20 protein-coding genes are annotated in these 21,280 nt (G+C 71.5%); 16 read left to right on the top strand and 4 right to left on the bottom strand.

All coding sequences use genetic code 11. The annotated features are described in order from the left end of the window. Nucleotides 1-158: 158 nt before the first annotated feature. Nucleotides 159-851, bottom strand: a complete 693-nt coding sequence (locus Dfulv_RS39375; protein WP_259858894.1) for a Crp/Fnr family transcriptional regulator — start codon at nucleotides 849-851, stop codon at nucleotides 159-161. Between the two features lie 423 nt (nucleotides 852-1,274). On the opposite strand from Dfulv_RS39375, the gene Dfulv_RS39370 reads away from it, so the two are divergent. Then, on the top strand, nucleotides 1,275-1,769 hold the full coding sequence (locus Dfulv_RS39370; protein WP_259869101.1) for a polyadenylate-specific 3'-exoribonuclease AS: 495 nt from the start codon (nucleotides 1,275-1,277) through the stop codon (nucleotides 1,767-1,769). On the opposite strand, the gene Dfulv_RS39365 is transcribed toward Dfulv_RS39370, so the two are convergent. Further along, on the bottom strand, nucleotides 1,753-2,199 hold the full coding sequence (locus tag Dfulv_RS39365) for an ABA4-like family protein (protein ID WP_259858893.1): 447 nt from the start codon (nucleotides 2,197-2,199) through the stop codon (nucleotides 1,753-1,755). The two genes, Dfulv_RS39370 and Dfulv_RS39365, sit on opposite strands and share 17 nt — an antisense overlap. Then, entirely contained in the window at nucleotides 2,199-3,164 is a 966-nt protein-coding gene (locus tag Dfulv_RS39360) for a hypothetical protein (RefSeq protein WP_259858892.1), read from the bottom strand. Before Dfulv_RS39360 ends, Dfulv_RS39365 begins: the two co-directional genes overlap by 1 nt. A gap of 80 nt (nucleotides 3,165-3,244) precedes the next feature. On the opposite strand from Dfulv_RS39360, the gene Dfulv_RS39355 reads away from it, so the two are divergent. From Dfulv_RS39355 to Dfulv_RS39300, 12 genes are all read left to right on the top strand, one after another. Then, nucleotides 3,245-3,883, top strand: a complete 639-nt coding sequence (locus tag Dfulv_RS39355; RefSeq protein ID WP_259858891.1) for a MerR family transcriptional regulator — start codon at nucleotides 3,245-3,247, stop codon at nucleotides 3,881-3,883. Between the two features lie 127 nt (nucleotides 3,884-4,010). After that, on the top strand, nucleotides 4,011-5,039 hold the full coding sequence (locus Dfulv_RS39350) for a 6-phosphofructokinase (protein ID WP_259858890.1): 1,029 nt from the start codon (nucleotides 4,011-4,013) through the stop codon (nucleotides 5,037-5,039). 163 nt (nucleotides 5,040-5,202) lie between these two features. After that, complete coding sequence (gene proC / locus Dfulv_RS39345) at nucleotides 5,203-6,006, top strand: pyrroline-5-carboxylate reductase (protein ID WP_259858889.1); 804 nt, start codon at nucleotides 5,203-5,205, stop codon at nucleotides 6,004-6,006. Nucleotides 6,007-6,070: 64 nt separating this feature from the next. Next, nucleotides 6,071-6,571 (top strand): DUF2199 domain-containing protein, encoded by a 501-nt coding sequence (locus Dfulv_RS39340; RefSeq protein WP_259858888.1) that lies wholly within the window; start codon nucleotides 6,071-6,073, stop codon nucleotides 6,569-6,571. A 212-nt stretch (nucleotides 6,572-6,783) separates the two neighbouring features. Further along, nucleotides 6,784-7,857: an FHA domain-containing protein gene (locus tag Dfulv_RS39335; RefSeq protein WP_259858887.1), complete on the top strand. Its 1,074-nt coding sequence runs from the start codon at nucleotides 6,784-6,786 to the stop codon at nucleotides 7,855-7,857. A gap of 325 nt (nucleotides 7,858-8,182) precedes the next feature. Continuing rightward, entirely contained in the window at nucleotides 8,183-9,370 is a 1,188-nt protein-coding gene (gene tuf / locus Dfulv_RS39330; protein WP_259858886.1) for an elongation factor Tu, read from the top strand. A 46-nt stretch (nucleotides 9,371-9,416) separates the two neighbouring features. Further along, complete coding sequence (locus tag Dfulv_RS39325; protein ID WP_259858885.1) at nucleotides 9,417-9,932, top strand: DsbA family protein; 516 nt, start codon at nucleotides 9,417-9,419, stop codon at nucleotides 9,930-9,932. 209 nt (nucleotides 9,933-10,141) lie between these two features. Next, nucleotides 10,142-11,176 carry an acyltransferase family protein gene (locus Dfulv_RS39320; protein WP_259858884.1) on the top strand — a complete coding sequence of 345 codons (1,035 nt, stop codon included), beginning with the start codon at nucleotides 10,142-10,144 and terminating at the stop codon, nucleotides 11,174-11,176. A gap of 95 nt (nucleotides 11,177-11,271) precedes the next feature. Beyond that, on the top strand, nucleotides 11,272-12,078 hold the full coding sequence (locus tag Dfulv_RS39315; RefSeq protein WP_259858883.1) for a hypothetical protein: 807 nt from the start codon (nucleotides 11,272-11,274) through the stop codon (nucleotides 12,076-12,078). Nucleotides 12,079-12,106: 28 nt separating this feature from the next. Beyond that, the gene (locus Dfulv_RS39310; protein WP_259858882.1) at nucleotides 12,107-13,234 is read left to right on the top strand and encodes a hypothetical protein; all 1,128 of its coding nucleotides are present in this window, start codon (nucleotides 12,107-12,109) and stop codon (nucleotides 13,232-13,234) included. Further along, entirely contained in the window at nucleotides 13,231-14,706 is a 1,476-nt protein-coding gene (locus Dfulv_RS39305; RefSeq protein ID WP_259858881.1) for a hypothetical protein, read from the top strand. Before Dfulv_RS39310 ends, Dfulv_RS39305 begins: the two co-directional genes overlap by 4 nt. After that, complete coding sequence (locus tag Dfulv_RS39300; protein ID WP_406568044.1) at nucleotides 14,697-15,992, top strand: AAA domain-containing protein; 1,296 nt, start codon at nucleotides 14,697-14,699, stop codon at nucleotides 15,990-15,992. Before Dfulv_RS39305 ends, Dfulv_RS39300 begins: the two co-directional genes overlap by 10 nt. Here the strand turns inward: Dfulv_RS39300 and Dfulv_RS39295 are convergent. Then, nucleotides 15,982-17,970: a GGDEF domain-containing protein gene (locus Dfulv_RS39295; RefSeq protein WP_259858879.1), complete on the bottom strand. Its 1,989-nt coding sequence runs from the start codon at nucleotides 17,968-17,970 to the stop codon at nucleotides 15,982-15,984. The two genes, Dfulv_RS39300 and Dfulv_RS39295, sit on opposite strands and share 11 nt — an antisense overlap. 101 nt (nucleotides 17,971-18,071) lie before the next feature. On the opposite strand from Dfulv_RS39295, the gene Dfulv_RS39290 reads away from it, so the two are divergent. From Dfulv_RS39290 to Dfulv_RS39280, 3 genes are all read left to right on the top strand, one after another. Beyond that, entirely contained in the window at nucleotides 18,072-18,461 is a 390-nt protein-coding gene (locus Dfulv_RS39290) for an NYN domain-containing protein (protein WP_259858878.1), read from the top strand. 375 nt (nucleotides 18,462-18,836) lie between these two features. Next, nucleotides 18,837-19,451 carry a winged helix-turn-helix domain-containing protein gene (locus Dfulv_RS48655; protein WP_319805719.1) on the top strand — a complete coding sequence of 205 codons (615 nt, stop codon included), beginning with the start codon at nucleotides 18,837-18,839 and terminating at the stop codon, nucleotides 19,449-19,451. Further along, nucleotides 19,414-21,279 (top strand): endonuclease/exonuclease/phosphatase family protein, encoded by a 1,866-nt coding sequence (locus tag Dfulv_RS39280; protein ID WP_259858877.1) that lies wholly within the window; start codon nucleotides 19,414-19,416, stop codon nucleotides 21,277-21,279. The genes Dfulv_RS48655 and Dfulv_RS39280 overlap by 38 nt, the downstream gene beginning before the upstream one ends. Nucleotide 21,280 lies beyond the last annotated feature (1 nt).

Here is a 21,280-nt window from a genome sequence, read left to right as displayed (position 1 = left end):
AGGCACGCCGCATTCCGCCGGTGACCCGGTCGAGGTCGACGCGACCACGCTCGCCGAGCTGGAGGCGACCGACGTCGTGCATACAGGAAAAACGGGACGGACGGCTGGGTCGACCCAACCGCCCGTCCGGACGACGATGCCTGAAAGGTTTACCGGCGCTAGCGGTCGACCATGCCGGCCCGGCGGCGCAGCGCGCTGAGGTCGGTCACCACGATCCGGCGGCCCTCGGTGCGCAGCCAGCCGCGGCTGGCGAACGAGCCGATCGCCTGGTTGACGCTCTGCCGCGAGCCGCCCGCCATCTCGGCGAGCTGGCTCTGGTTGAGCTCGATGGTGACCATCGGCGCGTTGGTCTCGCCGGCGAGGCGGACCAGGGTCTTGGCGACCCGGCCGGGCAGGTCGAGGAAGACATGGTCGGCGTTCTGCTCGGTGAGCCGCCGGATGAGCCCGCCCAGCGACCGCATGACGGCGTCGAGGATCCGTGGGTTGGCGTGGACCAGCTCGATGAACGCGTGCCGAGAGAGCGCGAGCGCCTGGCAGTCCTCGATCGCCTCGGCCGACGCCGACCGGCCGGCGCCGTCGAGCAGGGACACCTCGCCGAGCGCATCGGGCGGCCGGACCACCGAAAGCACCGCGCGCTCGCCGGTCGGAGCGGTCCGGAACACCATCACGGCACCGCGCTTGAGCACGATGAGTGACTCGCCCGGATCGTTTTCGACGAACAGCAGCTGGCCTTTGCGGTATGTCCGTGGCACCGCCGCCTGGATGACCCGCTGACGCGCGTCGGGATCCAGACCACTGAACATGTCCACACCGGTCAGTGCGTCGCCGGGATCTGGCAGTCGACCCTCCACGGTCAAACCCCTCCCGGTTCAGCTTTGAACGGACTCGTGATCAACATTAGGTGATCACGAGCACAGTAATGAACTTCTACCAGATCATGACGCGCGTGTCGGAGTCTGTACATCCCCCGCATCGGCTCACCGACAGCCCGTGCATGAGCACGCAGGCAGGCTAGTGCCACCACGCGAACCGCTGGGGGGCGGGGGCGGTGGAGAGGGATGCGGCCGGGCCGCGGGTGGTGCGAGCACCCGCGGCCCGGCCGCTCGTCCGTGGTCGATCCGCAGGCGCCCGGTTCGTTGACCTTTCGAATCCACCGGGTGATATCCGGCACATCGCGCCGGAAGGCCGGATGATCCCATTCCCGACTACGTTGCGTGATCCGGCCACCCCCGCCGACCCGCCGTCGCGGCGACACGGGCAGGATGAAGCGGATGGTGGTGCACCGGTACTTCTACGACTGTGAGTTCATCGAGGACGGACGGCTGATCGATCTGGTCTCGATCGGCGTCGTCGACGAGCACGGACGGGAGTATTACGCCGTCTCGACCGAGTTCGACGAGTCCCGCGCGGTGCCGTGGGTGCGGCGCAACGTCCTCGACAAGCTCCCCTCGCCGGCCGACCGGGCGTGGCGTTCCCGCGACCGGATCCGCGGCGAGCTGCTCGAGTTCCTCACCGAGCCGCTGCGCAGCGGGGAGGCGGACGAGCTCGAGCTCTGGGCCTGGTACGCCGCCTATGACCACGTCGCCCTGGCGCAGCTGTGGGGGCCGATGCCCACGCTGCCGCGGGAGATCCCCCGGTTCACCAAGGACCTGCGCCAGCTCTGGGACGAGTCCGGTCGCCCACCGCTGCCGGTCGCCGAGGGGCGGCACGACGCGCTGGTGGACGCCCGGCACAACCTCGCCCGCTGGCGGGTCATGCGTCCTGCGTAGCCGGTCGTGCGGCGGGTGCCGGGCGGGCCGAGCGCAGCAGCAGGTAGAGCGGCACGGCGATCGGCGACAGCAGGATCGTCAGCACCAGCACCGGGGCCATGATCAGCGGGTGGATCCGCCGCTCCCGGCTGTCCAGGTAGATCCAGCGGCCGACGAACAGGTCCCACGCCAGCACCTGGGCCCACACGGCGGCGATCACCATGTCGTCGGTGAAGAGAGTCCGGACGCCGTCGAGGGAGGGGTTGAGCATCTCCGCCGCGAAGTCCCCGAACACCGGCCGGATCGCGACCACCCACACGGCCGGCGCGGGCAGGACGATCAGCGGTGACGAGACGATCCGGTGCGTCCACCGCCAGGTGGGGGTGAGGATCATGAGCGCCCAGAACGGTACCGCCGCCAGAAACGCCAGCTGGAAGAGCGTCGACGCCATCACGCCACCTCGGCCGGGACCGGCGCCGGTGCCGCGGTGTCCTCGATGTCCTCGGTGTCGCCGGTCGGCGCGACCGCCCGGACGACCCCGCCGGCCGTCGCGAGCAGCAGTCCGCCCGCGACGGCGAGCGTGAGCGCGTCGGGGTGGATCAGCGGCTGGCCGCGCAGCGCCTGCCAGGTGACGAGGACGGTGAGCCCGGCGTAGGCGAGGCCGGCGACCACGACGAGCCGGGTGCGGACCCGCCCGGCGCGCAGGCGGGGCAGCCGCCGTGACAGCAGCGTCAGGCTGAAGGCGAGCAGCGGCAGCGCCTGCAGCGCGTGCATGCCGATGAAGTGCCCGGCGCGCAGGTCCCCGCCGGTCGTGCTCCAGTTGACCAGTGGCAGACCGGGTCCGCCGTCCGCGACGCCGACGCTGTGCGCGCCGACGATGCCGGGGGATTCCTCGGCGAGCTGCGCCTTGGTCGGCATGGTCATCAGGAAGCCGACCGCCATGCCGCCGAGCCCGACCAGCAGGCCGAAGCGCACCGCGAGCGTGTCGGCGCGGTCCGGCAGCCGCTGGATGAGCAGCAGGATCGCGAGCCCGAGCGTGGCGAGCCAGGCAATCGCGATCGTGGCGCCCATGATGCTGAACAACGTGGCGTCGAGCGGGGTTTGATTGTTGAAGTGGCTCTGGTGCCCGCGCGCCGCCTGGCCCACGATGACCACCATCTCGATCAGCATCGTGGCGGCGATCACGGTGCCGAGCCACCAGCCGAAGCGCCGGTGGCGGTCGAGAAGCGACACCATCCAGGCGATGGTCACGGCGTAGACGGTGATCGACACTGCGAACTTGAGCGGCTTGAGCCAGATCGGCGCGCCGACCAGCATGCGGTCGTCGACGGCGATGCCGGCGGCCGCCAGGACGGCGAGGGCGGCCATGAGAGCCGCGACGACGATGAGAGGGCGGTGAAGTTGAGCGACACGCATCGGAGGCTCCCAAGAATGGATAGCGGTGCTGTCTGCTATTGGAAAGCTACACTATCCATATCAAGGTCGGAAGGAGTTTCATGCGCATCGCAGAGCTGAGCCAGAAGACGGGCGTGCCGGTGCCGACGATCAAGTACTACCTGCGCGAAGGCCTCCTGCCGTCCGGCGAGCTGACCAGCCCCAATCAGGCTCGGTATGACGACCGTCACGTCCAGCGGCTGCGGCTCGTGCGGGTCCTGCTGGACATCGGTCGACTGCCCATCGCCACGATTCGTGAACTGCTGACTGCGCTGGACCAGCCGGATCCGGACGTGCATTCGGTGCTCGGCTCGGCGCTGCCGACGACCGTGACCACGCGGGACGCCGTCGATCCGGCGTCCGTCGTGGCGGCGAAGGTCCGGGTGGACGGCCTCGTGGCACGCCGCGGCTGGCTCGTCAGGTCCGGTGCGCCCGCCCGGCAGGCCACCGCCGAGGTGCTCGCCGCGTTTGAGCAGGTCGGAGCCGATGTCGCGGATCTGCTGGAGCAGTACGCCGACGTGGCGGAGCAAATCGCGGTGCACGACCTGCACTTCGTCGGGCGGGCCTCGGACGCCGAGGGAAAGCTGCACGCCGCGGTCGTCGGCTCGATCCTCGGTGACTCGCTGCTGGCCGCGCTGCGACGCCTCGCGCAGGAACACGAGTCGGCGAAGATGTTCGGAATCCGGAGGGACGACTGCTGAACGTTCAGGCGGAGCGACTACAGTGCGCTGTGAATCGGCAGCGTCGCCATGGGCGGGTAACTCCGGCTCGACCGCGCCCGTCCGCACGGATCGAGCGAGCAACGCAACCAGGAAGGCAAGATCAAGCATGCGTATCGGCGTACTGACCGGCGGCGGCGACTGCCCCGGTCTCAACGCGGTCATCCGTGCCGTGGTCCGCAAGGGGATCTCCACCTACGGCCACGAGTTCGTGGGCTTCCGTGACGGTTGGCGCGGACCCCTCGAAGGCGTCACCCGTGAGCTGGGCATCGCGCAGGTGCGCGGCATCCTCCCGCGCGGTGGCACCATCCTCGGCTCCTCGCGCACCAACCCGTTCAAGATCGACGGCGGCGTCGAGAAGATCAAGTCCAACCTGGCCGACCTGGGCATCGACGCGCTCGTCGCGATCGGTGGCGAGGACACCCTCGGCGTCGCCGCGAAGCTGACCGACCTGGGGGTCAACGTCGTCGGCGTGCCGAAGACGATCGACAACGACCTGGGCGCCACCGACTACACGTTCGGCTTCGACACCGCGGTCAACATCGCCATGGAGGCGATCGACCGGCTGCACACCACCGCCGAGTCGCACCACCGCACCCTCGTCGTCGAGGTCATGGGCCGCCACGCCGGCTGGATCGCGCTGCACGCCGGCCTCGCCGGTGGCGCCAACGTCATCCTGCTGCCGGAGCGGCAGTTCGACGTCGAGCAGGTCGCGGGCTACGTCGAGAAGCGGTTCCAGACGCAGTATTCGCCGATCGTCGTCGTCGCCGAGGGCGCCCAGCCGCTCGACGGCCAGATGGTGCTGCACAACCAGGAGCTCGACGCGTTCGGCCACGTCCGGCTGGGCGGCATCGGCCAGTGGCTGGCCGAGCAGCTGGAGGAGAAGACCGGCAAGGAGGCCCGCACGGTCGTCCTCGGTCACATCCAGCGCGGCGGCACCCCGACCGCGTTCGACCGCGTTCTGGCCACCCGTTTCGGCCTGCACGCGATCGACGCGGTCCACGAGGGTGACTTCGGCAAGATGGTGGCCCTCCAGGGCGTGGACATCGTCCGCGTTCCGCTGGCCGAGGCCACGCGTGAGTTGAAGACGGTGCCCGTCGAGCGGTACACCGAGGCCGAGGTCTTCTTCGGCTCCTGACGGAGTCCGTGACCGGCAGGGCCCGCGACCACTGTGCCGCGGGCCGCTGCCGGTCACGGCGCTGTCCGCGGCCGCCCGGCGGCCGGCAAGATTGAGGTCTGGGAGCCGCGCCGGGTCCGCCTCGTGCGGTGCCCCGGGCAGGCTCGAACGGAGGAGGTTCGACGTGCGGATCGTTGCGGTCCTCGGCGCCGGGAAGCTGGGCGAGGTGCTGCTGTCCGGGCTGCTGCGCGCCGGCTGGTCGGCCGACCGGCTCATCGCCACGGCGCGGCGGCCGGAGCGGGCCCAGGAGCTCACCGAGCGCTACGGCATCCGCGTCGTCGACAACGAGACCGCCCTGCGTGAGGCGGACGTGCTCACGATCGCGGTCAAGCCGCAGGACGCCGGGACGCTGCTCGAGGACATCGGGCCCAAGGTGCCCGAGGACAAGCTCGTGGTGTCGCTCTGCGCCGGCCTGCCCACCGCCTTCTTCGCGAAGTACCTCCCCGAGGGGACACCCGTCGTCCGCGTCATGACGAACACCCCGGCGCTCGTCGACGAGGCCATGACCGCGATCTCGGCCGGCTCGCACGCGACCGCCGACCACCTGGCCCAGACCGAGGAGATGTTCCGGCCGCTCGGGCGCACGATCCGCGTCCCCGAGTCGCAGCAGGACGCGGTGACCGCCCTTTCCGGCTCCGGCCCGGCCTACTTCTACTTCCTGGTCGAGGCGATGACCGACGCCGGCATCCTGCTCGGCCTGCCCCGCCAGGTGGCGCACGACCTCATCGTCCAGTCGGCCATCGGCTCGGCCGTGATGCTGCGCGAGTCCGGCGAGCACCCGGTCAAGCTCCGCGAGGCGGTGACGTCACCCGCCGGTACCACCATCAACGCCATCCGGGAGTTGGAGAACCACGGCGTCCGTGCGGCGTTCCTGGCCGCGCTGGAGGCGGCCCGCGACCGCGCCCGTGAGATCGCGTCCCAGAGCTGAAACCGAGCCGGCCGCGCTTCCGGCCCGCGGGTGGCCGCCGCCGGTCGTCTGGAAGGATGCCGCGGTGACTTTCGTCTGCGAGTGTTGCGGCCTCGACCTCGGCGACGTGCCCAGCGTCTGGGCGTTCTCCGCACCGGACTACTGGGGCGCGCCGGGCGTCGGCGGCGAGTCGTTCCTGGAAGAAGAGCTGTGCTGCATCGACGCCCCCGAGGTGGAGGAGCGGCACTTTTTCATCCGGGGCCTGATCGAGATCCCGGTGAAGGGCACCGAGGAGCAGCTCACCTACAACGTCTGGGTCAGCCTGAGCCCGGCGAACTTCGAGCGGGCCGTCGAGCGCTGGGAGGACCCCGGCCGCGTCGAGGAGAAGCCGTACTTCGGCTGGCTCTCGAACAACATCCCCGGCTACCCGGAGACGCTGCAGCTGAAGAGTCGGGTGCACACCCGTGAGCCGGGGCGCCGGCCGTGCGTCGAGCTGGAGCCGACCGACCATCCGCTCGCTGTCGAGCAGCGCGACGGCATCGACGCGCACCGGCTGGCCGAGGTCGCCAAGGTCTGCGGCGGCTGAGGCCGCAGTTCATTCAGCCATTCACCGCTGTCTTCACGCCGAACGGTGATCTACCGTTGGTTACCAACAGTCACGACATGAATACCGCGTGCCGGTGCCTTCCCCTGCCTCTCCCCCCGAGGTGACGCCGATGCGCGACGCAAGGCCCGCCGTCGGTTGCCGAGGTGGTCGGCGGCGGCTTTGCGGACACCGGATTGATGCATGATATCGGGGTGCGATTCGAAACCAGCCGTGCACTTGACGCGATCGAGCGGAGACTGAGCGTCGACCCGCTGGCCGCGGGTGGCGTCATCGACCTGGTGGAGGCGGCCCGCAGCGTCGACCTCGACAGTGGCCGTCCGGCCGCGCTGCTTCGCCTCGGGCTCTTCGTCGACGCGCTCAGCCGTCAGCTGGGTGACGGCGGGGTCGGGCTCTATGCCGTCGCGGAGCGCGGCGCGATGTCCGACACCGACTTCACCTCCAACGAGCGGATGGTGCTGCGCCGCTGGTCCGACGACGGGCTGATCGAGATGCTGCCACCCGGCGCGCGGCCCGGCGGCCGTGTGCGGGAGGTCGCGGCGCTCACCGGCCTGCCGGTGATCAGCCGGGTGCCGCTGCCCGGCCACCCCGGCCCGGTGTACGTGACGATCGGCGCCCGTGGCGGCATGGACCTCACGATGGCGCCGTCGGCCGGGTCGACGCCCCGGCCGCATCCGGTGCTGAGCCGGTTCTGGCGGTGCCCCGCGGGGGACTGTCCGGTGTTCGGCCGCCCGCCGGCCGCCGGCGCGGGTCAGGCTCCGCCGGCACTGCCCAGCGGCGCGCCGATCTGCCCGCGGCACGGCGAGCGGCTCATCGACGCCGGGGTGCGCCCGCCCGCGGTGCCGATGGTGGTGCGGATCAACGGCACGGTCCGCACCCGGTTCCCGCTGACCGCGGCCCGGCCGGTTGTCGTCGGCCGCGCCCCGGAGGAGGGCATCACGATCGGCAACTGGCTCGACGACGAGGCGAGCCGCCGGGTGAGCCGCAACCACGTCCGCCTGGAGTTGCGTGACGGCATGGTGCTGGTGACCGACGTGAGCACCAACGGTGCCGCGGTGCTGGCCCGCACCTCGGCGGCCGCGGCACCGCGGGAGGTGGAGCTCAACCGGCACGAGGCCCAGGCAATGGGGGAATGGGACGAGGTCGAGCTCTATCCCGAGGTGACCGTCGGCCGGGCCGACCGGCCGCCGGCCGACGTCGCCAAGGGCGGCGCGCCCAACTCGGTGATGGCCGACGCGCCGACGATCGCGCTGCGTCTCCCCAAGTAGGCGTACCCCCTGGGGGTATGTGTCCAACGCCATAGCTAAATACGTTGCCGCTCGGTGCGGCGACGCGCTACGGTTCGTCCCGTGATCGTGACGACCGCCTTCCTGGAGCTGGGCCTGCCGGCCGGCTCGGCGGTCGCCTGGGCGCCTTCAGCGCTAGACGCGGCGCTAGAGGCCGGCCTGCGACGCTGACCCTCCTCCCGCAGCTTCCTGCGGAACCGACGGAGGAGGGTGAGCCGGCCGAGCCGGACGCCCCTTTCGCAAGAGGATTCCCGGCCTCGGCCCAGGGTTCTGCACACCAGACCACAAATCCACTGTGGAGTGTCAGATGGCCAAGCAGGCGTACACGAGGACCAAGCCTCATCTCAACATCGGCACGATGGGTCACGTCGACCACGGCAAGACGACCCTGACCGCCGCCATCACCAAGGTGCTCGCGGAGCGGTACCCGACGGTCAACCGGTACACCTCGTTCGAGGGGATCGACCGGGCGCCGGAGGAGATCACCCGGGGTATCACCATCAACATCGCCCACGTCGAGTACGAGACGGCGACGCGCCACTACGCGCACGTCGACATGCCCGGTCACGCCGACTACGTGAAGAACATGATCACCGGCGCGGCCCAGGTCGACGGCGCGATCCTGGTCGTCAGCGCCGTCGACGGGGTCATGCCGCAGACGCGCGAGCACGTGCTGCTCGCCCGCCGGATCGGCGTGCCCTACCTCGTCGTGGCGATGAACAAGGCCGACGCGGTCGACGACACCGAGCTGCTCGACCTGGTCGAGCTCGAGGTCCGCGAGCTGCTGAGCGAGTACGGGTTCCCCGGGGACGACATCCCGGTGATCCGCGTCTCGGCGCTCAAGGCCCTGGAGGGCGACCCGGTGTGGGTGCAGGCGGTCGCCGACCTGCTCGACGCGGTCGACGAGTACGTGCCGCTGCCCGAGCGGGTGCTGGGCGAGCCGTTCCTGATGCCGATCGAGAACGTCCTCACCATCACCGGGCGGGGCACCGTCGTCACCGGCGCCGTCGAGCGGGGCAAGCTGGTGCTGAACACGCCGGTCGAGATCGTCGGGCTGGGGCCCACCCAGCCCAGCGTGGTGACCGGCCTGGAGATGTTCGGCAAGCAGCTCGACCAGGCCGAGGCGGGTGACAACGCGGCGCTGCTGCTGCGGGGTGTCCGCCGTGGCGAGGTGCAGCGCGGCCAGGTGGTCGCCCTGCCCGGCACGGTTGCGCCGCACCGGCGGTTCCGGGCGCACGTCTACGCGCTCACCACGAAGGAGGGTGGCCGGCACACGCCGTTCTTCGCCAACTACCGGCCGCAGTTCTACTTCCGCACCACGGACGTGGTGGGCTCGGTAGACCTCGGCGAGGTCACGATGGTGATGCCGGGTGACACCGTCGACCTGACGGTCGAGCTCGGCAAGCCGATCGCGATGGACGTCGGCCTCGGGTTCGCCATCCGTGAGGGTGGCCGTACCGTCGGCGCCGGCACGGTGACCGAGCTGCTGGACTAGTACCGCACACATGCGTCATCCTGCCCGTTATGGGCAGGATGACCGCATGGGTACCAGGTTGAGCCTCCCGCTGGCCGGCGGCGACCACGTCCAGGGCCACGCGACCGCGCCGCTGACCCTGGTGGAGTACGGCGACTACGTCTCTCCTGGGACCGGGCGGGCCTTCGGCGTCGTCGAACGCCTGCAGTTGCGCTTCGGTGACCGGCTGCGCTTCGCATTCCGCCACTTTCCCCTCGTCGACGCCCACCCCCGGGCGATGCCCGCCGCCCTGCTCGCCGAGGCGGCCGCCGACGCCGGCGCGTTCTGGGGCATGCACGCGCTGCTCCTCGCCCATCAGGACCGCCTCGAGGACGCGGACCTCGCGCGGTACGCCGACCAGTTCGGGCTGTCCGACACCGGGGGGACCCGTGCGCACTACGAACGGATCGACCGCGACCTGGGCAGTGGCCGGGACAGCGGCGTCGGCGACGTCCCGGCGTTCTACGTCAACGGGGTCCTCCACGACGGGGCGTACGACTACGACTCGCTTGCCGCGACCCTCGATCGGATGTCGGGAGCGTGAACCGGACGTCTCGGCCGAAATCGACGGGCCCGCACCCGCCGGCGCCGACCGCAGGGTGAGATCAGTGTCCAACAGGTGAGAAAAAGGTGAACCAGGCCGATTGCCCGATCGGTTACGGCTTGCGGACTCTACGATTTTTGAGAAGAAACACAGCTAATTTTGAGCTTAACGAAGGTTGCCGCTAAGGCGCACAGGGCAACCTGTAGGGGATGCGGAACCGGTACGTAGACCTCCTGCGAGCCGTCGCGATCATCCGCGTGGTCACCTACCACACCCTCGGATTCGCGTGGCTGACCGTGGCCTTCCCTGCCATGGGTCTGATGTTCGCGCTCGGCGGTTCCCTGATGGCCGCCTCACTGGATCGCTCCGGCGTCCAGTCCCTCGCCAGGCGGATGCGCCGCATCCTGCCGCCGTTCTGGGTCCTGGGCACCTTCGCCGTGGTGATCATGAGCATCATGGGTGGCCTGGAACACACGTGGCGGCTCCTGCTGTGGTTCTTCCCGTTCACCGACCCGCCGGCGAGCGACTGGGGCGCGCCGATGTTCGGCCAGATCTGGTACATCCGCTCGTACCTCTGGTTCATCATCCTGTCCCCGGCGCTGCTGTGGGCGTTTCGCCGCTGGCCGATCCCGTCGCTGCTGGTGCCGTTCACGGTGCTGGTCGTGCTGTGGGAGACCGGCCACGGCAGCGGCGGCATCGTGCGTGACTTCTTCTTGTACGCGCCGGCCTGGATGCTCGGCTTCGCGCACCACGACGGCACCCTCCAGCGCATCTCGAAGAAGGTGCTCTGGCCGCTCGCGGCGGTGATGGGCGGCATCGGGCTCACCCTGCTCTACAGCAACCCCGGCCCGCGCGGCTACGACCTCAACGACGCGCCGGTCGCCGACACGCTGTGGTCGACCGCGTTCCTGCTGGTGATGCTCAACGCCGCGCCGGCGGTGATGTCCCTCGGCACCGCGGAGCCGGTCGTCGAGGCGGTCAACCGGCGTGCGCTCACCATCTACCTCTGGCACGAGGCCATCATCATCTTCGTGCGCAACGCCGCGCTGTGGCTCGGCGTCTCGCTGCTCGGCGCGACCGGTGGGCTGATCCAGCTGAGTGCCGTGTTCCTGCTGGTGGCGGTGGTGGTGCTCAGTCTCGGCTGGGTCGAGGACCTCGCGGCCAAGCGCAAACCGCAGCTCATCCCGATGCCGAAGCGCAACCCTGCGGCCGTGCCGGAGCATGCGACGCCAGTCCCGGCGTAACACAGCGAACGCGGCGGCACGTGAGTTAGCGAACGCAGCGACACGCCGACACTGGTCTTTGCTGGAGTTTGCTGGAACCGGCTACCGTGCCGTTCGTGTCCGAACCGACCTCGGCCTCCATCGAGGCCCTCGAGCGGAGGATCGACCGGCTGCGGGGCGAGCTGCGGCGCGCCGCCACCGCCGGTGACCGGACGCACGCCCGCACACTGCGGGCCGAACTGCGCCGTGCGGAGCACGCCTGGGACGACGCCCTGGCCGACCTGGAGGACCGGGCCGTCCCGGCGCAGCCCGAAGCGCTCGGCCGCAAGGCGCCGCCGATGCTCTCCATCCGCGAGCAGGTGCACCACGCGCTCACGCTCCTGGGCGTCCCGGCGGCGCCCAAGCTGATCATCGCGGTGCACGACGCCTTCTTCCCGGGAGAGTTGGTCGCCGCGCGGCTCACCAGCCTGCGCCGCGACGAGGAGCGCTCCTTCAAGATCGCTCCGTTCGCCCGGCCGTACTATCTGTGCCCCGCCCTCACCGCCGACCTCCTCTCGCCGGCGCGGGGCCTGCTCGCACTGTCGACCTGGCCGCTCGAGACCCGGGTGGTCGGGCCGCTGAGCGCCCGTGTCGACTTCCTCACCGGCGCGATCAGGGTGGCCCAGCGGGTGGCGCAGCTGCCCGAGGACGCCCACGACGCCCGCCGCCTGCTGTGGCGCTTCGCCGCGAGCATCCCGGGCGCCGCCGGCGGGGTGGTCGACCCCGTGATCGTGGCCGAACAGGCCAGGGCCGAGCTCGACGTCCACCTCGAGGCCGACGCCGCGGACCGCGCCGCGGCGGCGTCCCGGGCGCAGGAACGGCTCGACGGCGCCGAGGCGCTCTTCGGCGCCCGGCTGCAGAAATTGCGCAGGACCGCGAACTGATGCACGCCTTCCCCGAAATGAGACGCCCATGGACGCACTGGTCGACCGGCTGGACCGCATCCGCGGCACGGTTGCACCGCGCAACCACAACGCGCGCACGATCTCGGCCCTCACCAGCAACCCGGGCTGCGGCCGCCGGGGGCTGATGGACGCCGCCGGGGTCAACAAGGGTGCCGTGGTCGGGCACCTCGGCTACCCGGCCGGCTTCGGCCAGTCCCGGTTTGCGATCGCCCGGGGCAACGCCTTCGAGGCGCAGGTCAAGGCCGACGGCGCGGCCGAGCTGCTCCAGCTGCTGCGCGAGCGGCTGGAGCTGGCCATCCCCGAGGTGGCGTACGACGACCTGTCCAACGTCGGCGGCAACGCCAGCCGCGAGGTGCGCTACGCCCGCACGAAGAGCCTGCTGGCCCGCGCCGCGGGGGAGCGCGACGACGCCGGCACGCTCTTCGACCACCCGATGCTGCGGCTCGACATCGCGGGCTACTACGCCTACCTGGAGCCCGACCTCATCGCGTTCCGGGCCGGCGGTAGGTTCCACGTCGTCGAGATCAAGTCGTTCGCCGTCATCGACGGGCAGGCCGACGCGGGCAAGACGGCCGCGGCCGCTCGGCAGTCGGCGGTCTACGTGCTGGCGATGCGCGAGCTGCTCGGCGAGCTCGGCTACCCGCCGGAGACGGTCTCGCACGACGTGGTGCTCGTCTGCCCGGAGAACTTCGCGAACCGGCCCACGGCGACGCTCGTCGACGTGCGCAAGCAGCTGTCGGTGCTGCAGCGGCAGCTCTCGCGGCTCACCCGGCTGGACGACATCCTCGACTCGCTGCCCGCCGGGCTGTCGTTCGACCTCGCCTACGACGCCGACCACCTGCCCACCCGCCCGGCCGACGAGCTGCGCAAGGCGGTGAGCACGATCGACGCGAGGTACAGCCCGGACTGCCTCGGCACCTGCGAGATGGCGTTCTTCTGCCGGGAGGAGTCGGCCGGCTCGACGGCGGCGCTGGGCCGTTCGGTCCGCGACGATCTCGGCGGTGTGGAGAGCATCGGCACGGTACTCGGCCTGGCCCGCGGCACGCTCACCCCGGGCGCGGGCCAGGAGGAGATCGCCGGGCTGCTGCGCTTCGCCCACCGGCTGCGCACCGAGTGCCTCGAAGGGATCGCGTGAGCATCCTCACCGCACTTGCCAGGGCGGAGGCGGTCGAGTCGGGGCGGGCGCAGCCGCTCACCACCGTCCGGCACACGCACATCGCCGCCCGGCCGCTGGTGCTCGTGCCGCTCAGCCTCGCCGGCGAGGCCGCCGCCCCGCTGGCCGCGATGGTCGGCACCGATCCGGCGGCGCCCCGGCTGCTCGTCGTGGCGAACCCGCGCGACCGTACACAGCGGTTCGACTTCGTCGCGCAGCTGGCCCGGGTCCTGCTGTCCTACGTGGACAGCTGCGCCCGTGCCGTCGACACCGCTCAGCCGTCGAAGGTGCGTTACGCCGAGGCGCCGCAGGTGCTGGTGCCCAACCGCGGCGGTGTGGAGTTCGTGCGGCTGCTCGGCCGCTCGACCAGGTTCCGCCGCACCTTCGGCCCGTACCCGGTGCACCGCAGCGTCCCGCTGCTCGGGCAGTGGCTGACGTTCCTGCGGGAACGCGCCGACCACCCCGGATCGGCGACGCTGCTGGCGATGACCGAGGTGCTCGGCGCGCACTGGGCCACCGGTCAGAGCGGCCTGGAGGACGCCAACCTCGCCGCGCTGATCGGCTGGATCGACCCGCCCGACGGCCTCGACGGCGCGACCGCCGCCGCCCTGGCCGAGGACCCGCTGCGCTGGCCGCCCGCCGGGCCGAGCACCGACCCGACGTTCGACAACGAGATCCTGGCGCCCGCGCTGGCCACCGTGGCCCGGGCCGCCGACGACCATGCCCACGAGCGTGCCGTCGCCGCGCTCGCCGCGGCCGTGTCCGACCAGCTGCAACCCACCTGGGAGCTGGTCTGGCAGGCGGTCGGCCTGCTGCGGACCCGGCCGCCTGGCGCGTCCGTCGAGGCCCGCTGGGCCGTCGACCGCGATGTGTTCACGGTGTACCACATGTCGCTGGCCGAGGGCACCGCGCTGCCCCAGCCGCGGCGGGACAGCGCCGTCGCCGCGGCCGGCCGGCTCGACCGGCTGGAGCGTGAGCAGGCCCGCTACGACGCGCAGCGCGCGCTCGACGACCCGCTTGTCATGGCCGAGTTCCGGCTGGCCGGTGAGGCGTTCACCGGCACCGTCGTGGCCGCCTCGCCCAACCGCGTCGACACCTCGGGCAAGAAGGCCGCGCTGCGCCCGCACATCACTGTGCAGACCGACGACCCGGTGCGCCTCGAGCCCGGCGCGCAGCTCGTCTCGCCCGCGCGCCTCGCCCAGCAGGCCGTCGTGGTCTCGGTGTCCGATGTGGACGTGGTTCTCGAGCTCAGCAAGGGCATGGGCCGCTCGGTCAAGAACCCGGCACCGGGCTCCGTGCCTGAGGTAGGTGATCGGGTCACCTACGGACCCGTCACGGACTCCTACCAGCCGCCCGGGAAGTTCCCGAGCCGGGAGGACACACCGTGGACGCACGGCGGGCCGCCGCCGGAGCTCCCGCCAACCGACCTCGACGCCGTGGAGGACTGGTCGTGATCGAGACGATCCTGCGCGATTTCGGCAGCTCACAGGGGCGCGGCGTGGTCGTCGACTCGCCGCCCGGCGCGGGCAAGTCGACGCTGGTCGTCCGCGCCGCCCGTACCATGGCCGAGAGCGGCGAACGGCTGATGGTGATCGCGCAGACCAACGAGCAGGTCGACGACCTGATCGACCGGCTCGCCACCGCCGCGCCGCAGCTGGAGATCGGGCGGCTGTCCGCGTCGACCTACGTGCCCGCCCAGCGGGTGATCAAGCACGGGACCGTCACCGTCAGCGGCGCGGTGTCCGATGTGCAGAACAGCGCCGTTGTCATCGGCACCGCGGCGAAGTGGGCCACGGTGAGCGACGGCACCTGGGAGCGGGCGATCGTCGACGAGGCGTATCAGATGCGCTCCGACATGCTGCTGCGGGTCGCCGGCCGGTTCTCCCGAGGCCTGTTCGTGGGTGACCCGGGCCAGCTCGACCCGTTCTCCGTGGTGGCGGTCGAGCGGTGGGCCGGCCTGTCGTGGGATCCGATGCTGAGCGCCGTGGCGGTGCTGCTGCGCCACAACCCCGACCTGCCGGTGCACCGGCTGCCGGTGTCCTGGCGGCTGCCGCCGTCGGCGGCCGACGTGGTGTCGGCGGCCTTCTACCCGTTCACCCCGTTCCGCGCGGGTACCGCGGAGGGAGACCGGCGGCTGGAGTTCTCCACCCGTGCGATCGGTGGCGACCAGGGGGTCGACAGCACGCTGGAGATCGCCCGGCGCACCGGCTGGGCGCTCCACGAACTGCCCGCCCGCCACACCGTGCGCACCGACCGGGAGGTGGTGGCGGCGATCGCCGCGCTGGTGACCCGCCTGCTCCAGCGGGGACCGGTCGCGTACTCCGAGCACGCCCCCGACGGCCGCCCGGTCACCGCCGAGCGCGTCGCGGTCGGTGCCGCGCACCGCGACCAGGTGGCCGCCATCCGGCAGGCCCTCGCCGACAGCGTCGCCGCGGACGTCACGGTCGACACCGCGAACCGGCTCCAGGGCCGCGAGTACGACGTCACGGTCGTGCTGCACCCGCTCTCCGGCCGCCGGGACGCCGGCGCGTTCCACCTGGAGGCCGGGCGGCTGTGCGTGCTCGCGTCCCGCCACCGGCACGCCTGCATCGTCGTCGCGCGGGCCGGGATCGCGGAGCTGCTGGACAACCACCCGTCGGCGGAGCCGGTGCACCTCAACGTCCCGGTCCGCTTCCCGGACGGCTGGGAGGCCAACCAGGCGGTCCTCGCGCACCTGTCCCGGTCCACGGTCAGGGCCTGAGGCCCAGCGCCTGTTTGGCCTCGTACATCGCGATGTCGGCGCGGTGCAGGACGGCCCGGCTCTCCTCGCCGGCGCGGAACCGCGTGGCGCCCACGCTCGCCCGCGCCTCGACGTGCGAACCGTCGAGCAGCGCGACCGGGGAGCGGAACGCGTCCTCGACGCGGGCCGCCAGTCGCGGCACCCCGTCGGCGCCGGGAGCGCCGTGCGTGAGCACCACGAACTCGTCGCCGCCCAGGCGGGCCACCAGGTCACCGGTGCGGACGCAGGCGGTCAGCCGGCCCGCGACCGCGGACAGGAGCTCGTCACCGGCGTTGTGGCCGAGGGAGTCGTTGAGGGCCTTGAAGCCGTCGAGGTCGATGAACAGCACGGCGCCCTCGCCGGCGGAAACGGCGGCGTCGAGGGCGGTCATGAAGGCGCGGCGGTTGGCCAGGCCGGTCAGGGCGTCGACGTGGGCCAGGCGCCAGGTCTGCTCCAGCAGCTCGCACGTGCGCAGCGCGGTGGCGGCCTGGTCGGCGACGCCGGTCATCCGGTCCACGACCTCTCGGGATCGGGTGGCGCCCTGCCGGTGGTCGTAGGCGGCGACCAGGATGCCGTACGGGTGCTCGGGCAGCGCGATGTCGACGATGATCAGCATGTCGCGGCCGAACGCGTCGAGCAGGCCCACGATGCACGGGTCGTCGGTCTCCCGGTCGTAGACGCGCGCCTCGCCGGAGTAGGTCAGGCACCGGTCGAACAACGCGGTGTCCTGCCGCGAGACGGTCAGCTGCCGGGCCTTGCGCACGTTGCCGTCGTCGGCGCCGGCGTTGGCCACCATGTGCAGCCGGCCGTTGCGGTGCAGCAGGATCGTCGCGGAGTCCGCGCCCGTCACCGGCCGGACCGCCGTGGCGGTGACCGCCGCGACCTCGTCGGCGGTCCGCGCGGTCGTCAGCTGCCGGGCCAGCGTCAGCAGATGCTCCGCGGTGCGTTGCCGCTCCGCCGCCGTCTCCAGCGCCGACAGCGCGTCGAGCGCGACGGCGGCCAGGTTGGCGTACGCGTCGAGCATGCGCCGTTCGGTGTCGAAGAAGTCCTCGCAGTACGCGACGAGGTAGCCGTAGTAGCGGTTCGGCGAGGCGATGTCGGCGACGAGCGTGCCGGCGAAACTGGTCGGCGGTGCGGCGGTGAGCACCTCGATCTCCGCCTCGGCCAGGCCGTAGCCGTGCACCTGGCGCGGCTGCTCGGGCCCGGTCCGCGCGACGAGCAGGAACGCTTGGGCGTTGACCGCGTAGCCGGCCCGCTCGGCGACGACCGCGAGAGCGCGCTCCGGCTGCTGCGCGGCGACGAGTTCCGCGACCGTGCGCTGCAGCAGTTCCATGCGGCCGGCCAGCACGTCGGCGGTGTCGTCAGGCTCCGTCGAGCGGCGCCAGAACGGCCGGCGCTGCCGCCAGCGGACGGTGTAGACGCACGCGTCGGCGCCCTTGACCTGGCAGACCTCGTGGGCCACGGTCGCCGGTGGGCGGCCGAAGAGCACGGGAAGTTGGGTGAGCAGCCCCCGGGTGTAGTCGCAGTCGTAGTGGCTGGGCCGGTATCCGCCGCGCAGCCGGTACCGCACCGTGGCGCGCCCGCGGCCGGTGGACAGCGTCGACATGTCGGCCGCGGCGTTGAACTTGGCGCTCGCGGTCGCGATCAGGCGGATCAGCTGCGCCGGGCCGCCCAGCAGGAGCAGGCCGAGCCGCAGCGGGGTGTTCACGGTGTACGAGAGGATGCTCTGCCCGACCTGCAGGCCGATCGTCTCGTCGGAGAGCACCGTCGCGGCGGCGCTGAAAACGTTGATCTTCGTCTCGTACGACCACCAGCGGCGCGGGTCGTCGTACACCTCCGGTGTCTCGTGCTCGCCGGCCAGCTCGAGGGTGCGGGCGACGGCGGTGTCACCACCGCGGGCGCGCACGTATCGCAAGATGGCGCGCAGGGTGACGCCGGCCGTCTCGCGAATCTGTTCCATGTGCCCTCCGAGCCGCCTCCGGGCTGTCTCTGCGGCTGGACATCGGCGCGCCCGCAACGGTGCTGAGGGTTCAAGGGGCACCGGTAGGTAACACTTCCGGCATGGAACCGCTCATCATCGTCGACGGTGCGAACGTCGTGGGGTCGGTGCCCGACGGCTGGTGGCGCGACCGCGCCGGAGCGGCGACCCGGTTGCGTGATGCGTTGGCAGCGCGTGACGAATCGGCGCTTCCCGGTGAGATCGTGTTGGTCGTGGAGGGCGCGGCGCGGGGGATCGATCCGGTCGCCGGTGTGGGTGTGGAAGCCGCGCCGCAATCCGGTGACGATCACATTGTTGCGCTCGTCCGGGCCAATGTGTGGCACAGGCCGGTGATCGTCGTGACATCCGACCGGGGGCTCCGGCGGCGGGTCGAGGGTCAGGGTGCGAGTATTGTTGGCCCCGGCCGGCTGCGGGCCTCGATCCCATATGGTGGTGCGACTGACTCTACCTAGCGGATAGGATTTGTCGCCAACGTATCAGCATGTCGCGACGTGTTTGCAGATGCTGGTAATCAGCGTTGTCTCGCTGTATGGGAACCCGTTGACCCGCCGCGCGGGCCCGGCAACGCTGGATGAGTACCGGTGTCCGTGAATTGCCGGTGAATAGAGTCCGAAAACGTCAGACCTATTCGTGTTGCTCTATTCTGTGCGGCACGTTACACGTCTGTCGCACCGAGTGACGATGCTGGTAAGGTCGGAGCCATGTGCCCTGAGGTGCTGCTAGATCCCATGTGGGCATCCCGCCGTGAGCACCATTTCGACGGCCTTTGTCGAATGACTCCCCGTTGATTCGGCGTGAATTCCAAAGGCCTTCGAGAGGAAATGAAAATGGCTGTTTCGGTTGTCGGTGCGCCCGAGACCGTGTCGTCCGTGGTCACCATCACCGTCCACATCACACTCAACGGCGACGAACTCCCTCCGGAGGCGTCGCGCCTGCTCAGCGACCTTGAAGCGCTCGCCGCCGCCCAGGCCACCCAGCAGATCCAGCGCACCGCGCCGGCTCAGCGCACCCCGGCCCAGGCACCCACCCGCACGCTGCGTCTCGTCGAGACCGCGGCCGAGCCGGCCGGGGCCGATCCCGGCACCGACGCGGACCCGAAGATCAAGCGGATCGGCCGTGCGACCGCCGACGCGCCGCGGCTCTACCTGTGCACCGGCTCCCGCCTCGTCCTCCAGGACGGCGTCCCGGTGCCGCTGACCCGTCGCGAGTACGATCTCTTCCTCTTCCTCTGCGAGCACCCGCGCCGCGTGTTCAGCCGCGCACAGTTGCTGCGCCAGGTCTGGGGCTACGACATGGTCGGCACCGAGCGCACCGTCGACGTCCACGTCCGCCGGTTGCGGGTCAAGCTCGGTGACGCCGCACGGATCATCGCCACCGTGCGCGGCGTCGGCTATCGTCTCGACGATGACGCCGCCGTCCAGGTTGTCGTTCGCGAGGACTGACACGCTCGCGCTCGCCGCGGGCACGCTCCTGCTGGTCGACCTCCTGCGGGTCTGGCTGCCGTCGATCATCACGATCTTCGGGCAGGCGGCGTCCACACCGGCCGAGCTCATGGGCGCGTTCGCCCTGGTGTGGTTCGTGGCGGCCTTCGCCGCGGTCCCGCTCGCCCGCCGCCTGCCGCTGGTCGCCGTCGGGGCGGCCGGGCTCGCGGCCGCCCGGCTCGCGCTCGTTGTTGTTCACGGCGGACAGCCTCAGCTGTACGTCGCGTCCCTCGGCCTGCTCGCCGGCCTCGTCTGGCTGGCGGCCACGGCCGTGCGCGGCGGACCGGCGAGCCCGGGCGTCCCGATCGGCCTGGCCGCCGCCGCGCTCCAGCACGCCGCGCTGTCCACGGTCGACCTGTCGTGGCAGGCGTGGTGGTGGGCCGGCCCACTGGTCCTCGCCGAGGCCGGTGTTTTCCTGTGGTACCAGCTGAGGCCCGCGCCCGAGCCCGTCCACGGCGGCGGCTGGCTGCTCGTCGGCCCGGCCGTGCTGCTCACCGGGATGTTCGTGCTGTCGCCCCCGATGGCGACGATCGCGGTGTCCGCGCACAAGAACAACGTCGTCGAGCAGCCACTGCCCTTCCTGCCCCAGCTGGTCCTCGGCCTGGCCGTCTTCGTGTTCCTCGTCCCGGTCCTGCGCGCACCCGGCGCCCATGCGAGATGGCGGGGTTGGTGGGCGGCCTGCTTCCTGGTCCTCAGCACGGCGCTGTTCGTCTGGCCGATCTCGTTCACGCCGAGCTGGACGGGGCGCATCGTCGGGCCGGTGATGGGTGCGCTCGTCCTCGGCATCGCCTTCTCGGTCTCGCGTCGGCCCTCGCCGCGGCCTGAGGGCCACGCCGCCGTCGGCGGGATGGTGATCTTCGCGGTCGGGGCGGTCGCCTACTACGCGGCCTACGACATCGGCTATCCGAACTGGTGGGTGCCGCTTGCGGTCGCGCTCGTGCCGGTCTGGATCCTCGTGCGGCCTCCCTCGTGGCCCGAACCGCCGGGCCCCGACGCGCTGCCCGCGTTCGGCGCCGCGCTCGCCGTGTGCCTGCTCGTCCCGCTGGTCGGGGTGTCGTTCCGGCCGTCGGTCCAGCCTGTCGAGGAGGCCGGGCGGGAGTTGCGGCTCACGGCGTACAACATCCGGATGGGTTTTGGTCTTGACGGGACCTTCCGTCCGGCCGAGACGGCGGCGGCCATCACGCGGGAGCGACCCGACGTCGTGGTGCTGTCCGAGGTCGACCGGGCCTGGCTGCTCAACGGCGGCCACGACGATCTGCACGTGCTCGCCCGGAAGCTCGGCATGCGGTACACGTTCGCCCCGGCCGCCGACGCGGTGTGGGGTGACGCGGTGCTGACGAACCTGCCGGTCCGGCGGTCGGAGTCCGTGCGGCTGTCCGCGGTGGGGGCGCCGACCGGCGCGCAGGCGCTCGGCGTCGTGGTGGTGTTCGGCGGCCGCGAGATCGCGGTCGTGTCGACGCACATCCAGCCACCGCCGGACGCCGAGCCGCTCGTGCAGGTGCGGGAGATCGCGGCGTTCGCCACCCGCTTCGGCGGCGACCGGCCCACGCTGATCGCCGGAGACCTCAACATCGAGCCGGGCAGCCCGTCGATGCGGGCCTTCGCCGACGCCGGGTACGTGGACGGTTTCGCCGCGTTCCGGCCGGTGCGCACGTTTCCCGCCGACGCGCCGGTCAAGGAGATCGACCACGTGCTCGTCCGCGGTCTGACCTGCTCGAACGTTGTCGTCGGCACGGCCGTGACCTCCGACCACGCCCCGGTGTCGGCGGTGCTCAGCGCGGCCGTGTGAG

This window comes from Dactylosporangium fulvum, from assembly GCF_025137375.1.
Classification (GTDB): Bacteria; Actinomycetota; Actinomycetes; order Mycobacteriales; family Micromonosporaceae; genus Dactylosporangium; species Dactylosporangium fulvum.
The sequence above is the reverse complement of the archived record's forward strand: the minus strand, read 5'-3'. Positions and strand labels throughout refer to the sequence as shown.

What these genes read in the sequence shown, in the direction of transcription:
- Dfulv_RS39365 (WP_259858893.1), bottom strand. Translation starts at nt 2,199, where the DNA reads ATGGCGTCGACGCTCTTCCAGCTGGCGTTTCTGGCGGCGGTACCGTTC.
- Dfulv_RS39360 (WP_259858892.1), bottom strand. Translation starts at nt 3,164, where the DNA reads ATGCGTGTCGCTCAACTTCACCGCCCTCTCATCGTCGTCGCGGCTCTC.
- Dfulv_RS39355 (WP_259858891.1), top strand. Translation starts at nt 3,245, where the DNA reads ATGCGCATCGCAGAGCTGAGCCAGAAGACGGGCGTGCCGGTGCCGACG.
- Dfulv_RS39350 (WP_259858890.1), top strand. Translation starts at nt 4,011, where the DNA reads ATGCGTATCGGCGTACTGACCGGCGGCGGCGACTGCCCCGGTCTCAAC.
- tuf (WP_259858886.1), top strand. Translation starts at nt 8,183, where the DNA reads ATGGCCAAGCAGGCGTACACGAGGACCAAGCCTCATCTCAACATCGGC.
- Dfulv_RS39325 (WP_259858885.1), top strand. Translation starts at nt 9,417, where the DNA reads ATGGGTACCAGGTTGAGCCTCCCGCTGGCCGGCGGCGACCACGTCCAG.
- Dfulv_RS39320 (WP_259858884.1), top strand. Translation starts at nt 10,142, where the DNA reads ATGCGGAACCGGTACGTAGACCTCCTGCGAGCCGTCGCGATCATCCGC.
- Dfulv_RS39310 (WP_259858882.1), top strand. Translation starts at nt 12,107, where the DNA reads ATGGACGCACTGGTCGACCGGCTGGACCGCATCCGCGGCACGGTTGCA.
- Dfulv_RS39295 (WP_259858879.1), bottom strand. Translation starts at nt 17,970, where the DNA reads ATGGAACAGATTCGCGAGACGGCCGGCGTCACCCTGCGCGCCATCTTG.
- Dfulv_RS39290 (WP_259858878.1), top strand. Translation starts at nt 18,072, where the DNA reads ATGGAACCGCTCATCATCGTCGACGGTGCGAACGTCGTGGGGTCGGTG.
- Dfulv_RS48655 (WP_319805719.1), top strand. Translation starts at nt 18,837, where the DNA reads ATGGCTGTTTCGGTTGTCGGTGCGCCCGAGACCGTGTCGTCCGTGGTC.
- Dfulv_RS39280 (WP_259858877.1), top strand. Translation starts at nt 19,414, where the DNA reads ATGACGCCGCCGTCCAGGTTGTCGTTCGCGAGGACTGACACGCTCGCG.